The organism is Flavobacterium lacisediminis, from assembly GCF_025909975.1.
Taxonomy (GTDB): Bacteria; Bacteroidota; Bacteroidia; order Flavobacteriales; family Flavobacteriaceae; genus Flavobacterium; species Flavobacterium lacisediminis.
This window is the reverse complement of the sequence record NZ_JAPCIO010000015.1, coordinates 1-15,012: the sequence shown is the minus strand read 5'-3', so window position 1 is coordinate 15,012 and position 15,012 is coordinate 1. Positions and strand designations below refer to the sequence as shown.

General features: G+C 33.1%; 12 protein-coding genes, 1 tRNA gene and 1 pseudogene. 5 read left to right on the top strand and 9 right to left on the bottom strand.

Features of this window, described 5'->3' with window-relative positions:
- Window positions 1-1,599, bottom strand: a 1,599-nt coding sequence (locus OJ995_RS13345; protein ID WP_264369891.1) for a hypothetical protein, incomplete at its 3' end; no start/stop codon positions are given.
- A 686-nt stretch (window positions 1,600-2,285) separates the two neighbouring features.
- Here OJ995_RS13345 and OJ995_RS13340 point away from each other — a divergent pair.
- The 3 genes and pseudogenes from OJ995_RS13340 (at window position 2,286) to OJ995_RS13335 (ending at window position 5,652) form a co-directional block, all read left to right on the top strand.
- A complete protein-coding gene (locus tag OJ995_RS13340; RefSeq protein ID WP_432419336.1) occupies window positions 2,286-4,625 on the top strand; it encodes a reprolysin-like metallopeptidase in 2,340 nt (779 codons plus the stop codon).
- Window positions 4,570-4,845: pseudogene (locus OJ995_RS13580) on the top strand (hypothetical protein); the annotation flags it as partial. The gene OJ995_RS13340 and the pseudogene OJ995_RS13580, both read left to right, overlap by 56 nt.
- A gap of 90 nt (window positions 4,846-4,935) precedes the next feature.
- On the top strand, window positions 4,936-5,652 hold the full coding sequence (locus tag OJ995_RS13335; protein WP_264369889.1) for a T9SS type A sorting domain-containing protein: 717 nt from the start codon (window positions 4,936-4,938) through the stop codon (window positions 5,650-5,652).
- Window positions 5,653-5,770: 118 nt separating this feature from the next.
- Here the strand turns inward: OJ995_RS13335 and OJ995_RS13330 are convergent.
- From OJ995_RS13330 to OJ995_RS13295, 8 genes are all read right to left on the bottom strand, one after another.
- A tRNA-Val gene (locus OJ995_RS13330) sits at window positions 5,771-5,848 on the bottom strand.
- Between the two features lie 82 nt (window positions 5,849-5,930).
- Entirely contained in the window at window positions 5,931-7,145 is a 1,215-nt protein-coding gene (locus tag OJ995_RS13325; RefSeq protein WP_264369888.1) for a bifunctional folylpolyglutamate synthase/dihydrofolate synthase, read from the bottom strand.
- A gap of 24 nt (window positions 7,146-7,169) precedes the next feature.
- Window positions 7,170-7,976: an energy transducer TonB gene (locus OJ995_RS13320; RefSeq protein ID WP_264369887.1), complete on the bottom strand. Its 807-nt coding sequence runs from the start codon at window positions 7,974-7,976 to the stop codon at window positions 7,170-7,172.
- A 7-nt stretch (window positions 7,977-7,983) separates the two neighbouring features.
- Window positions 7,984-8,379 (bottom strand): ExbD/TolR family protein, encoded by a 396-nt coding sequence (locus tag OJ995_RS13315; protein ID WP_264369886.1) that lies wholly within the window; start codon window positions 8,377-8,379, stop codon window positions 7,984-7,986.
- Complete coding sequence (locus OJ995_RS13310; protein WP_264369885.1) at window positions 8,379-9,083, bottom strand: MotA/TolQ/ExbB proton channel family protein; 705 nt, start codon at window positions 9,081-9,083, stop codon at window positions 8,379-8,381. Before OJ995_RS13310 ends, OJ995_RS13315 begins: the two co-directional genes overlap by 1 nt.
- Window positions 9,084-9,131: 48 nt before the next feature.
- Complete coding sequence (gene nhaD, locus OJ995_RS13305; protein WP_264369884.1) at window positions 9,132-10,505, bottom strand: sodium:proton antiporter NhaD; 1,374 nt, start codon at window positions 10,503-10,505, stop codon at window positions 9,132-9,134.
- Between the two features lie 10 nt (window positions 10,506-10,515).
- A complete protein-coding gene (locus OJ995_RS13300; protein WP_264369883.1) occupies window positions 10,516-11,742 on the bottom strand; it encodes a Glu/Leu/Phe/Val dehydrogenase dimerization domain-containing protein in 1,227 nt (408 codons plus the stop codon).
- A gap of 89 nt (window positions 11,743-11,831) precedes the next feature.
- Entirely contained in the window at window positions 11,832-12,893 is a 1,062-nt protein-coding gene (locus OJ995_RS13295) for an anhydro-N-acetylmuramic acid kinase (protein WP_264369882.1), read from the bottom strand.
- 96 nt (window positions 12,894-12,989) lie between these two features.
- On the opposite strand from OJ995_RS13295, the gene OJ995_RS13290 reads away from it, so the two are divergent.
- Window positions 12,990-14,129 (top strand): acyl-CoA dehydrogenase, encoded by a 1,140-nt coding sequence (locus OJ995_RS13290; RefSeq protein WP_133610962.1) that lies wholly within the window; start codon window positions 12,990-12,992, stop codon window positions 14,127-14,129.
- 128 nt (window positions 14,130-14,257) lie between these two features.
- A complete protein-coding gene (locus tag OJ995_RS13285) occupies window positions 14,258-14,863 on the top strand; it encodes a hypothetical protein (RefSeq protein WP_264369881.1) in 606 nt (201 codons plus the stop codon).
- The last annotated feature ends 149 nt before the right edge of the window (window positions 14,864-15,012 follow it).

Here is a 15,012-nt window from a genome sequence, read left to right as displayed (position 1 = left end):
AGTATACGTATAAGTAACATTATAAGTTCCAGCGGAAAGTCCTGACGAATCAAACAATCCCGAAGTACTAATATGATCTCCGCTCCAAGTTCCTCCTGAAGGTGAAGCCGTTAATTGAACAGTAAATCCAGCACAAACCGGTGAGTTATTCGCAACAACTACAGGAAGAGGATTTACTGTTAATGTACCTGAATCTTCCCCATCACAGTCTGTGTTGTGATTACCATTTACAACAATTACTTTATAAATCCCTCCATTATCCCCTAAAGTTAGAGCTGGGGTTGTATAACTATTATTAGTAGCATTAGGAATCAAAACATTGTTTAAATACCATTGATAAGAGAACCCAGAAACTAGAGTAGTCGAGAAGGTAGCTGTTGAACCAACACAAGCTTCTTCATCATCTACAGAGGGTGTTGGATTATCGTTGACTATCAAATTTGCAGTACAAGGAACCAGAGTCGGCACCCCATTTTTATCTGATACGACTACAGAATAAATTCCTGCTACACCAACTGTTATTGATGATGTTGTAGCAGTAAATCCATTGGGACCTGACCAAACAAAAGAATATGGCGCACCTCCCGATCCGTTAATTCCTGTTGCAGTGAAAGTTGCAGTGGCTCCAGCACATATTTCAGCAAATGAAGGAGTAATTGAACAAGTTGGCGGAACAATAACAGAATTAGATGCCATTTGTTGATCCTGACTTCCTAAGGTAATACAATTACTAAGCGGTGAACATATGTTGTGAATGTGAAAATGGTAAGGAGAACCACTAATTGTTGAAGCACCATTACCAATACCCCAACCAGCACAAGAAGCAGTAAGTTCTGCACCAATATGACATCCTAACACCAACAATACTTTTGTTGAAGTAGGCGTAAAAGTCACAGTACAATATGTCTGCTGAGTACTTGCTCCATCTTCATTTCCCCATACATAAGTAATATTTGAAACGGTCCCATTATAAATCCAAATTGAATTTTTATCAGGAAAAGCTGCATCAGCATTCTGCTGGCAAGCCATTTTTAATGCCGTTTCATTGTAGTAACTAGCAGGTACACCACCAGTATTAAATGCATTTGGAATAGGAAATACATAAGTTGATTTTACAGGATTATATCCAGATAAACCATCTAAAGGACTAACGGTTTCTTCAATACGATTTGGTCCAGTAAAGAAATCAAAAGCATGTTGACCATCACTTCCTTGGATTATGTTGATATTAAAGGTAACCGATGCTGGCTGTCCAGCTGTTAAACCATCTAACTCAATACGAGTGGGAATGGATTGTCCTTCTGTAAAATGTGAATTAGTTCCCTGAGCATTTCCATTTGCCCAATTAACTGGGCTTGCGGGCGCTGAAGCTGGACCATTTTTTCCCCATTGAGAATTATTTGTGTTTGACTGACCAAATGAAGAAATCTGGCTAAATACTAAAAGTAAAAATGCTAAACGATAAAACCAATTTTTAATAAATTTCCCTTCTTGTGAAAAAGAAGTAAGGCACCAATCTATAAACACCCTCGTTAAATGCAATAAGGAGCATTTAAACAATCGGGTATTCTCACGATAAAATAAGATAATTTTTTTCATAATAATACGGTTTTTAATACCATATCATTAGTAAGTTAAGATAGAAAGAGCTTTGAATAATGTTGAAAAATTTCCAATCATGAATTGAAATTTTATAAAAATTATACACGAAAAAGTAAAAAAGAAAATTATTAATTGATTATTGTAGGGGGAAACATTGCTCATTGCAATGACAATTAATCAATAGAACCATCTAAATAATTTGTTTGATTTACATTAATGAAATAAGGCAAATCAGAAATCAATTTTAAAACCTTTCTTGGTTTTGTTGTTACAAATTTAACTCTATTTTGATTAAACCTCTAATAAAATAAAGCCGATTTTTAAACTTTAACTTTTTAACAAATCATTATTAATCAATAGTTTACATTTAAAAAAATAAAAAAAATGAAGACTTTCTTCATACAAAAATAACTTAACAGATGTAATAAAAAAAAATCCGTTTAAGTACATTTTATAGCAAAATAAAACAACAAAAAATAATTTAATTCCCTTTTCAAATTTTTTAAGAAGAATCCGAGAATAATTTTCCTACGAAAATATTTATATTAAAAACACTGATTATCATATAGTTATATTTTTTCTTAAAAAATACCTCCGAATTTTTAGCTTATATCTTACAAACTTTTAAAAAATAGTGTATTTCGTCGATTTTATTGTTAATTTCGTCGATGATATGTTTTTAAATGTTTAGTTTTGAAGCAGTTAACAAAATGAAGATGACCATGAAAAAACTAATCTCTACTACTCTACTTTTAATTACAATTACTTCAGGATTTGCACAGAGCAAAAATGATTTATGGAAAAAAAGCAATTCAAATGACGCTTTTAAAAGAATTCCAAATTCCCACTTACCTAAAAAAAATATTTTTGAATTAGACTTTCCTGTTATGAAAAAAATGTTGAATACTTCTCCAAAAAGAGATAATTTCAACATCTCTCAATCTAACACAATTATTACATTGCCAAATGGAGAAGGCAAATTGGAAAATTTCAAAGTCTACGAAAATTCTATAATGGCACCAGAATTATCTGCTAAATACCCTGAAATAAAATCTTATGTAGCAGTTGGAATTGATAATCCACATGCTCGTGCTTATTTTAGTTATTCTCCATTAGGATTTAAATCCATGACATTGTATCCTAATAAATCTGCAGTTTTTATTGAACCAATATCAAATGATTCAAACACATATAGTGTATATAAAAAATCCGACAAAGAAGAAGTACTAGAGAAATTTGAGTGTAAAATGATTGATGAAGCTATGAATTCCTTTAATCCAACAATTAACACCACAACTTTTAGAGGAGCTGATGATTCAAAATTAAGAACTTTCAGATTAGCATTATCATGTACTGGTGAATACGCAGCCTACTTTGGAGGAACTAAAGCAGCAGCTTTAGCAGCAATGAACAATACCATGACTCGAATTAATGGTATTTTTGAAAAAGATTTTGGAGTTAAATTGATTCTTATTGCAAATAATGATTCTATTATATATACAAATCCTACTACAGATCCATTTTCTGATCCAGCAAATTATCCAAATTGGACAATTGAAAGTCAAGCAAATTTAACTGCAGTAATTGGAGAAGCTAATTATGATATTGGACACTTATTAGGCGGTGGCTTTACAAATAGTGGAGATGCTGGTTGTAGAGGTTGTATTTGTAATGATAATTCTAAAGGTAGAGCTTATACAAGTTCGTCTTCCAGCAATTATCAAGGTGACACTTTTGACCTTGATTATGTAGCGCATGAAATGGGACATCAATTAGGTGCAAACCATACTTTTACACATATTAACGAAGGAACAATTGCTCAATTAGAACCTGGAAGTGGCTCAACTATCATGAGCTATTCAGGACGTACAAGTAAAGATATTGAATTCGATTCTGATGCTTATTTTCACGCTATTAGTATTCAACAAATTACCGATAACATTAAAACTAAAACTTGTCCTGTCTTAATTTCAACAGGTAACGCCGTACCTGTGGTTAATGCCGGAATGGATTACACTATCCCTAAAGGAACACCTTTTATGTTAACTGGATCTGCTACTGATGGAAATACTGAAGATGCATTAACCTACAGTTGGGAAGAAATGGATTTAGGCACCTCTACTACTTCAGTACCAAATGCAACAGCAACTTCGGGACCTCTTTTCAGATCATTTTCGCCTCGCACTTCACCAGTAAGATATTTTCCTTCTATAAATTCTATTTTAACTGGGTCTACAACAACAGCTGGAAGAGAAATTATTTCAGAAGCATTACCTGGTGTTGCACGAACTTTAAATTTTCGTTTAACAGTTAGAGATAACAGAATTGGAGGTGGAGCAAACAATACAGATGATATGGTTATAACTGTTGACGGAATTGCTGGTCCATTTACAATAGATACACAAAACACTGCGGCATCCTACCCTTCTGGAACTACGCAAACTATCAATTGGACAGTTGCGGGTACAAATGCAAATGGAGTGAATTGTGCTAATGTAGATATTTTATTATCAACTGATGGTGGGCAAACATTCACCATTGCTTTACTTACTGGAACTCCTAATGATGGTTCTCAAAATATTGTAATTCCAAATATACCAGGAGCAACTAATAGAATCATGGTTAAAGGAAGTAACCATATCTTCTTTGATATTAACAATGCTAATTTTACTATTACTGCTCCGGCTACTGCTGATACTACTGCCCCTACAGCTTCGACACTTTCTGCTTCAGGAACTACAACATCAAGCACTAATTTATCTTGGACTCCGGCTTCAGACAATGTAGGAATTAGTGGTTATGACGTATATCAAAATGGGATTTTAAAAACAACTACTTCAAACACAACAGCTATTATATCTGGTTTATCTTCTTCAACTACTTATAGTTTTTATGTAAAAGCAAAAGATGCTGCAGGAAATATTTCGTCTGCGAGTAATACTACAAACGTAACTACACTCGTTCCAGCTGACACTACTGCACCATCAGTTTCTACGNGCAGGAAATATTTCGTCTGCGAGTAATACTACAAACGTAACTACACTCGTTCCAGCTGACACTACTGCACCATCAGTTTCTACGCTTTCTGCTTCAGGAACTACAACATCAAGCACTAATTTATCTTGGACATCTGCATCGGATAATATAGGAGTAATTGGATATGAGGTTTACCAAAATGGGATTTTAAAAACAACTACTTCAAACACATCTGCTATTATATCTGGTTTATCATCTTCAACCACTTATAGTTTTTATGTAAAAGCAAAAGATGCAGCTGGAAATATCTCATCTGCAAGTAATACTGTAAGCATAACAACAGCAACAGTAACTTTAGTGGCTATTACAGAATATTGTAACTCAACTGGTGGCACATCGAGAGAATACATCAATAAAGTTCAAATCGGCACCATTAATAACACTTCTGGAAATAATAACGGGTATGGCAACTACACATCAATATCGACGAGTTTGTCTATTGGCTCTTCAAACAAAATTACAATTACACCATCATGGATTGGTGCTTCAAGAGCTGAATCTTATAATGTATGGATTGATTTTAATAAAAATGGAACATTTGAATCAACAGAATTAGTATTTACTAAATCAAAGGCAAAAACAGCTACTGTAAGTGGGACAATAAATATCCCTTCTTCTGCTTTAACTGGTTCAACAAGAATGAGAGTTTCAATGAAATACAACGCATCTTCAACTGCTTGTGAAGCATTTGCAAATGGAGAAGTAGAAGATTATACAATCAACATTACTTCAGTTGTAGCAAAAAACTCAGAAGAAGTTATAATAGAAACAACAGAAGTGACAAAACTTGATTTCAAATTATATCCAAACCCTGTTAAAGGAGATATGATTAATTTCTCAGAAATGGAAAACACCGCTACTTCATACAGAATTTATAATCAAATGGGACAACAAGTAGCAAATGGATATATTGAAAACAACTCTGTAAATGTAGGTTCATTAATGCCAGCGATATATATTATTGAAGTTGCAGATGGAAAATCGGTAGGCACAAAACGATTTATTAAAGAATAAAGAATTCCCCAAAAAATCTTAATTAGATTTTTATAAGCTGTTCGAAAGGGCAGCTTATTTTATTTATAGCCAAATTTAGGGCATAAAAAAATCCCACATTTCTGTGGGATTTAAATTTTGGTGGGCGATGAGGGGTTCGAACCCCCGACCCCCTCGGTGTAAACGAGGTGCTCTGAACCAGCTGAGCTAATCGCCCCAAAAAGATGCGCTACTATTACCGTATTGCGAGTGCAAATATACAAGGAATATTTGTATGTGCAAGTGTTTTTGAAAAAAAATTACACAATTTCAGCCACTACAAAAGTACTTCCTCCAATGTAAATAAAATCAGAATCTTTAGCCAAATTTATCGCTTCTTCATAAGCTTCTGAAACAGAATTAAATACTTCTCCATACAATCCAAATTCAGTTGCTTTTTTCTGTAAAATTTGTGGTTCTAACCCTCTTGGGACATTTGGTTTACAGAAATAATAATTGGCATTTTTTGGAAATAAGGGTAAAATCGAATCTAAATCTTTATCATTTACTACACCTAAAACTACATGAAGGGTTTTAAATTGGTGTTTTTGAATTTGATTCAATACTATTTTTAATCCGTGACTGTTATGAGCTGTATCGCAAACCGTAAAGGGTTTTTGTTTTAAAATTTGCCATCTACCAAGCAATCCGGTATTTTGAATTACATTTTTCAATCCTAATTTAATATGATTTTCTTCGATATTAAATTGTGATTGTAATAATTTTATTGTTTGAAGAACCGTTTTTTTATTATGCATTTGATAATCTCCCAATAAAACACATTCGTAAGTAACTTCTGAATTATCTTGAGCAAAATAAATTGATGCGCTTTCAAATTTCGCTTTAGCAACAAAAACAGGTTTTGTTTCTTCTGAATATTCTCCAATTACAACAGGAATATTAGATTTGATAATTCCAGCTTTTTCAGCGGCTATTTTTGGTAATGTATCTCCTAAAAATTGAGTATGATCAAAACCAATATTGGTAATTACAGAAACTAAAGGAGAAATTACATTGGTAGAATCTAATCTACCTCCCATTCCAACCTCAATCACAGCTACATCGACTTGCTCTTTGGCAAAATAATCAAAGGCTAAACCAACTGTCATTTCGAAAAAACTTAATTGATTGGCTTCGAAAAACGATTTATTTTGAGCTACAAAATCAACAACAAAAGCTTCCGAAATCATTTCTCCATTAATACGGATGCGTTCTCGAAAATCTTTTAAATGAGGCGAAGTATATAATCCTACTTTATAACCAGCTTCTTGTAAAATTGACGCAAGCATAGACGATGTTGAACCCTTTCCATTAGTTCCTGCTACGTGAATCGATTTGAATTTTATTTCTGGATGTTGCAAATGTTCTACCAACAACAAAGTATTGGTCAAATCTTTTTTATAGGCTGAAGCGCCTTGCATTTGAAACATAGGTAACTGGTTAAATAACCATGTAGTTGTTTCTTGATAATTCATTTTAAATGGGATAACAAAGAATTATTATTCTCCTACTTGGAAATTCACTACCACAAAACCAATTTGGGTTTCAGGTGCGTTAGCATCAGGTTGCCATTTGAAAGTTTTAGCAGTTTCCAATGCGGGATTTACTAAGCAAGGATTAGTATTAGTTGTTCCTTGAGAACGTTCGGCTTTAATTACATTTCCTTGACGATTTACCCAAATTTTAACCACCACTTTTCCAGATTCATTACAATCTTGAATTCTTTTACTGTTACCTGATAATTTTCTTCCAGCTAATCCCCAACCGGTTCCTTTTCCTGTTCCAATTCCATCACCAGAACCATTTCCGTAAAAACTATTGGCGTACAAACTTCCGTTTGGATTCCCTTTATCGCCACCTTCAGCATCATCTCCGTGACCAGATTGTGATGTTCCGTCTTGTTTTGGGCCTTTAATAATACTATTTAAGGCACTATTGCTAGGTTTTGTTGGCTTGGTTTCTGTTGGTTTAACAACAGGTTTCGTTTCAGATGGCTTTGTAACCGGTTTTTTTATGTCTTTTTTAGGCAAAGTTACTGGCGCTTCTTCATCTTGCGTTAAGACATCGTCTTCTTCTGCCGGAACAGGTTCTGACTGTGCTTGATCGGGTGACATTTGCACGGGTTCTGTTGGTTGAATTTCTCCACTACCCGTATCGCTGGTTCCAAAGTTAACTGCGATTCCGTTTTCTGGTGGTGGATCCATATACGTTAATCCGAAAATAGTAAACAACAGAAAAAGTATCACAAAAATAACAGACGTTATTGTGAATGATTTTTTTTCTTCTGATGTTTCTAAAAATTTCATTTTTTATCTATTTTGGATTTACCGCAATAACCATTTTTATTTGATTTCTATAGGCTATTTCCATAACCTTAACTACTTTTTCATGAGGAACAGATTTCTCGGCTCTTAAAACAATAGCTTTATTATCAGAATTAGCCATTAAAGCCATTAATTGGTTTTCTAAATCGGCTTCATTCACTTGATCTTTATCTATGAAAAAATTCAAATCTTTATCAATACTCACCGAGGTGCTTTTGTTGCTATCAGTTTTTCCTTTTGCTTTTGGCAATACTAAATCAAGTGCATTAGTAGTTACCATAGTAGAAGTTAGCATGAAAAAGATAAGCAACAAGAATACAATATCGGTCATAGACGACATATTGAATTCTGTTGATACTTTATTTCTTGTTTTACCTAACTTCATTATACTGGTTCGTTTAATAAATCTAAGAAATCAACTGCATTGGCTTCCATTTGGTTCACCACTTTATTGGTTTTAACAACCAAGTGATTATACCCAACATATGCAATAATACCAACTACTAATCCTACAACCGTTGTTGTCATAGCTGTATAAATTCCTTCCGCTAAAGCACCAACTTCAATTTGACCACCACCACTAGCCATTTTATGGAAGGCAAGAATCATACCAACAACTGTTCCCAAGAAACCAACCATTGGTCCGGCTCCTGAAATAGTAGCTAACATACTAGTGTTTTTCTCCAACTTATATAATTCTAAGTTTCCAGCATTTTCTATTGCAGTATTAATATCTTCTAATGGTTTTCCTATACGAGAAATTCCTTTTTCGATTAATCTTGCAACAGGTGAATTGGTTTGTGCACATAACATTTTGGCAGCATCAATTTTGCCCGACATAATATTCATTTTGATGTTGTTCATAAAACTAGCATCAATTTTAGAAGCTTTATTAATGGCCATTAATCGCTCAAAATATAAAAATAGAGCAAAAAACAACTGAATAAAAAGAACCAACATGATTAATTGGCCTCCAATTCCACCACTAGTTAATAAACTCCACATGGATAAGGTTTGTTCTGTAGGTTGTGCTTCTGTTACTACTTGACTAGCAACCGCTAAACTATCGGCTTGAAGAAATAAACTCATAGTGTATACTTAATTTTTAATTAAAACGTATATAAATTCTAAATATTGTTATCTAATGTAATGCTCAATAAATAAGAAAGCCATTGCTCCTACGATAAAACCTGCAAAAGCTAACCAAGTGATTTTTTTTAGGTACCAAATGAAATCAATTTTTTCCATTCCCATGGCAGCTACACCTGCAGCAGAACCGATAATAAGCATACTACCTCCAGTACCTGCAGAATAAGCAATAAAATGCCAAATTGAATGATCAATTTCATATGTATACATTCCCATAGAAGCAGCAACTAAAGGTACGTTATCAATAACAGCTGACAAAATTCCTAATAATATTACCACAACATCCATATTAGGAATAGCATTAGAAATACTTTCAGCAGCATAACGCAATGTACCCACTTCAACTCCATTAATCGTACCAAAAACCAAACTTTCTAGAGCAGCAACAGCCATTAAAATTCCTAAAAAAAACAAGATACTAGAAATCTCAATTCTAGAAAGCGCTTTGTTAGCTGAATATAAATGTTTTCTACTTTTATCAAAATTATCTTCTGGGTGAATGTATTCAGAAACTAACCAAACTACTGCTAAACTTAGCATCATTCCCACATAAGGAGGCAAGTGTGTTAATGTTTTGAAAATTGGCACAAAAACTATTGCTCCTAATCCCAACCACAACATTGTTTTACTACTCAATAATCGTTCTCTATCTTCGTGAGTTTTCTCATCAACTTCAATATTGCCCTTAAAAATTTTCATTCTTGAAGCTAAAGCGAATGGTACGATAAAACATAAAATTGCTGGAATGATAATATATTCTGATAAACCTCCTGCAGTTACTTTTTTAGCAATCCACAACATAGTTGTTGTAACATCTCCAATTGGCGACCAAGCTCCGCCAGCATTTGCAGCAATAACAATTAATGAGGCATACCAAATACGTTCTTCTCTATTTTGAACTAATTTTCTCAATAATGAAATCAATACTATCGTTGCTGTTAGATTATCAATTACAGCAGACAATATAAAACCTACTATGCCCGTAATCCATAATAATCTGATTTTACTTTTGGTCTTAACCATGTCTTTTAGGACATCAAAACCTCTATGTAAATCGATTAATTCAACAATAGTCATAGCTCCAATTAGGAAAATTAAAATTTCAGCTACTTTTCCTACGTGATGCAAAAGCAACCCTTCGAACCCATGCTCCTGCTGATGAATATCACCAGAATTAATATTAAAAATAGCTCCATGTCCATCAACTACAGAAAACCATCCATTATGAAAACCTATTGCAAGCAAAGCCCACATCAAAGCCGCCATCATAAGTGCTGGCACAGTTTTATCTAATTTTAAAGGATGTTCTAAAGTAATAGACAAATAACCTATTACAAACAGAAGTATTAATATTGCTTCCATGATTTATTTTTTATACAAGTTGTTTCAAAGCGATTTCAAAAGCAGTTGCACTAATGTTCTTTTTATCAGAATTTATAGCATGTGCATTTTGAATTGCGTTTTTAATTCTGTTAGAAGTGTCAGAGAAAATAGCTTCGTCTGTCATTTGAACTTTTTTCTCCATGAAATAAGCAAAAACTCTTGCCATACCACAATTTGCGATAAAGTCAGGAATTAAACTCACTTTTTTATCAGTTTCTTCCATAATTGGACCAAAGAAAATTTCTTTATCAGCAAAAGGCACATTCGCACCACTTGAAATCACTTCTAATCCAGAAGCAATCATACTGTCAACCTGGTCTTTAGTAACCAATCTTGAAGCCGCACATGGAGCAAATACTTGAGCTCCCATTGACCAAATCTTTTCATTGATTTCAGCAAATGGAATCATGTTAGCAGCAACTAATTTATTTCCGTCTTTGTTTAAGAATAATGTTGTAATTTCTTCGAAAGAGAATCCGTCTTCATTAATAACACCACCATCTCTATCGATGATTCCAACCACTTTTGCACCCATTTGAGCTAAATAAAAAGCAGCTGCAGAACCTACATTTCCAAAACCTTGAACGATAGCTTTTTTACCAACAATTGTTCCTCCATAAATATCATAATAATGACGCGCCGCTTCTGCAACACCATAACCAGTAATCATGTCGGCAACTGTATATTTCCTATTTACATCAGGAGAGAAATTTGGATTTTCAATCACTTTAATAACTCCTTGACGTAATTGTCCAATTCTATTGATTTTATCTGCTTCAGTTGGTTTAAAGTGACCATTGAAAACACCTTCTTGCGGATGCCAAACACCACAATCTTCTGTCATTGGGATAACTTCGTGAATTTCATCTACATTTAAATCGCCACCAGTTCCGTAGTAATTTTTTAATAATGGAGAAACCGCTTTATACCATCTTTCTAAAACACCTTTTTTTCTTGGATCGTTTGGGTCAAAATTAATACCCGATTTAGCACCACCAATAGCTGGTCCTGAAACCGAAAACTTAACTTCCATAGTTTTAGCTAACGAAAGTACTTCGTTCATATCTAACCCTTTACGCATACGAGTTCCTCCACCTGCAGCTCCACCTCTTAACGAGTTAATTACTGTCCATCCTTCTGCATCTGTTTCAGGGTCTTTCCAATTAAATACTATTTCTGGTTCTTTGTTTTCAAATTTCTTTAATAAATCTTTCATTGTGTTGGTTAATTTTTTTGGTTTTACAAATATACATATTCTGTTTAAGCCCCGAAGCCTAAACTACATTTTTTAGTTTTTTATAACATTTACATAAAAACTACTCCAGAAGAGTGATTTTTATTAGCTCCTGTTACTGAGGACAATACATTAATTTCATTTCGTAATCGCAATACACCTAGAAATGCAAAAATCAATGCTTCCTTAAACTGAATGGTTTTATCATCTGGAATTACAACTTCAGTTGTAGGTAAATAATTATGCAATCTCTCAATTAAAAATCGATTATAAGCGCCACCTCCTGTAATGAATAATTTCGCATGAGGTTTATCACAAATCTTCGCAATTTGAATAGCTATATGTTCTACAAAAGTTCGAAGTTTATCTTTTACGTCAATTGAAAAAGAATGCATAAGTGGGAAAATTTCAGCATTTACGAATTCCATTCCGAGTGATTTTGGATAAGATGCTTTATAAAAATCCAAACCATTCAATTGTTTCAATAAATCCTGATTCACATTTCCAGATTTTGCTAAATTCCCAGCATCATCATATGGAAAACCTAATTCATTCGCATAAAAATTCAAAACGGTATTTACGGGCGAAATATCAAAAGCAATACGGTTCCCATTTTCATTAAATGACACATTCGAAAATCCGCCTAAATTCAAACAATAATCATATTGAGAAAAAAGCAATTCATCACCAATCGGAACCAATGGCGCGCCTTGACCACCAAATTGCACATCTTGCACTCTAAAATCGCAAACAATCGTTTGATTAACTAAATCCCGAATCATCGGAAGATTCCCAATTTGAAGTGTAAATCCGTTTTGGGGTTGGTGTAAAATAGTATGACCGTGACTACAAACGGCATCAATTTCGGTAAGATTATGTTTGTAAATAAAATCGGAAATTATCGAAGCTAAAAGTTTTGTATAACTTATATTCAATTCCTCTAATTCTGAATGACTGAAATGAATCGCATTTTTCAATTTATTAAGCCATTCTTCAGAATAAGAAACAGTTTCGGATTGAAAAATTTCAAACGTCCAATTCTCTGAATGATTGAATTTTATGTAAGCTAAATCGACACCATCTAACGATGTGCCCGACATAACTCCGATAACGTTATAGTTTTCTTTAAACATGGGTTAAAATTACAAATTGTTATTGAAAATTTGGTAATTAATCTTTACATTTGGTTCCTGAAATTACAAAATAATCAAACATTACATCTAAATAATATGGATTTTAAATTAACCGAAGAGCATTTAATGATTCAGCAAGCTGCTAGAGATTTTGCTCAAACAGAATTATTACCTGGAGTTATTGAAAGAGACGAACATTCAAAATTCCCAACAGAACAAGTAAAAATGATGGGAGAACTTGGGTTCCTAGGAATGATGGTTGATCCAAAATACGGTGGTGCTGGATTAGATAGTTTATCATATGTTTTAGCAATGGAAGAAATTGCTAAAGTTGATGCTTCTGCAGCGGTTATCATGTCAGTAAATAACTCATTAGTTTGTGCTGGTTTAGAAAAATATGGTTCAGAAGAACAAAAAGTAAAATATTTAACTCCGTTAGCGAAAGGTGAAGTTATTGGAGCTTTCTGTTTATCAGAGCCAGAAGCAGGTTCAGATGCTACATCACAAAGAACAACTGCTATTGACATGGGCGACCATTATTTAGTAAACGGAACTAAAAACTGGATTACAAATGGTGGAACAGCTTCTACTTATTTAGTAATTGCACAAACTGACGCTTCAAAAGGACACAAAGGGATTAACGTTCTTATCGTGGAAAAAGGAATGCCAGGTTTTGAAGTAGGTCCAAAAGAAAAGAAAATGGGAATCCGTGGTTCTGATACACATACTTTATTATTTAATGATGTAAAAGTTCCTAAAGAAAACAGAATTGGTGCTGACGGATTTGGTTTTGCTTTCGCGATGTCAACATTAAACGGAGGAAGAATTGGAATTGCATCTCAAGCTTTAGGTATTGCGCAAGGAGCTTATGAATTAGCATTGAAATATTCTCAAGAGCGTGTAGCTTTTGGAAAACCAATTTTTAATCACCAAGCAATTGCATTCAAATTAGCTGATATGCATGTAAAAATTACATGTGCTAGATTGTTAATTCATAAAGCAGCAACTGAAAAAGATAATGGTGAAGATATTGCACATTCTGGCGCTATGGCTAAGTTATATGCTTCTGAAATTGCTTTAGAAGTAGCAAACGAAGCCGTACAAATTCACGGCGGAAATGGTTACGTAAGTGAATACCACGTAGAAAGAATGATGCGTGATTCAAAAATTACACAGATTTATGAAGGAACTTCAGAAATTCAAAGAATTGTTATTTCAAGAGGTTTAGTAAAATAGTTAAAACCTTAATTAAATAGAAATCCGACTTCAAAAGAGTCGGATTTTTTTTATGGTATCAATCTTAATTACTAATAACATTTTTAATATATTTATTCATAAAAATCAAATCTTAAAACCAAAGCTAAATGTCCATTCTAAAGAAAATAAATGAATTAATTAAAGGGAAAGACCTAAAATACATTTGGGAACAATTTACAGTAGAAAAAAATGGTACACTAAAATCTACTTCTGGGGATTTATTTGTTGAATATTCTCATTCTGGTTTCTGTTTTAAAATTACAAATCATACTCATTATATAACTTCTGGAGGAAGAACATACGAAAAAAAATATATGATAGGAATAGTCCAATTTAATAACCCAACTAAACTTGAATTGTGTATAACAAAAGAAGATATACTAACAAAAATCGGCAAAATCTTTAACATAAAAGACATTAACATTAAAAATACAGATTTCGATAAAAAATATTTTTTAAAAAGTAATTATGAATATAAAGCTACATCAATATTAAAAAGTGAAAACCTCTTAAATTTAATTGTTGCATTAAATCCTGATAGATTAGAAATTACAAATAAAAATGGATTATTTGATGAAATTCCAGATAAAGGCAAATACATGCTATATTTTGCTAAACAAGAAAAATTGCAAACTATAGACCAACTCAACCAAATTCATTCACTTTTAAATAATTTCATTGAAATTCTAAAAAATAACTATTCTATTCATTAAAAATAGCATTTCCACTAACTAACTTATCCAACACAGGTAAAATTAAACCAATAAAAAAACACCCTACTGAGGTGGTTTTTTAGTCTCGTAGAGACGCTATATTGATAACAAAAAAGCCCTATCAAAACTGATAGGGCTTTTCAAAAGAA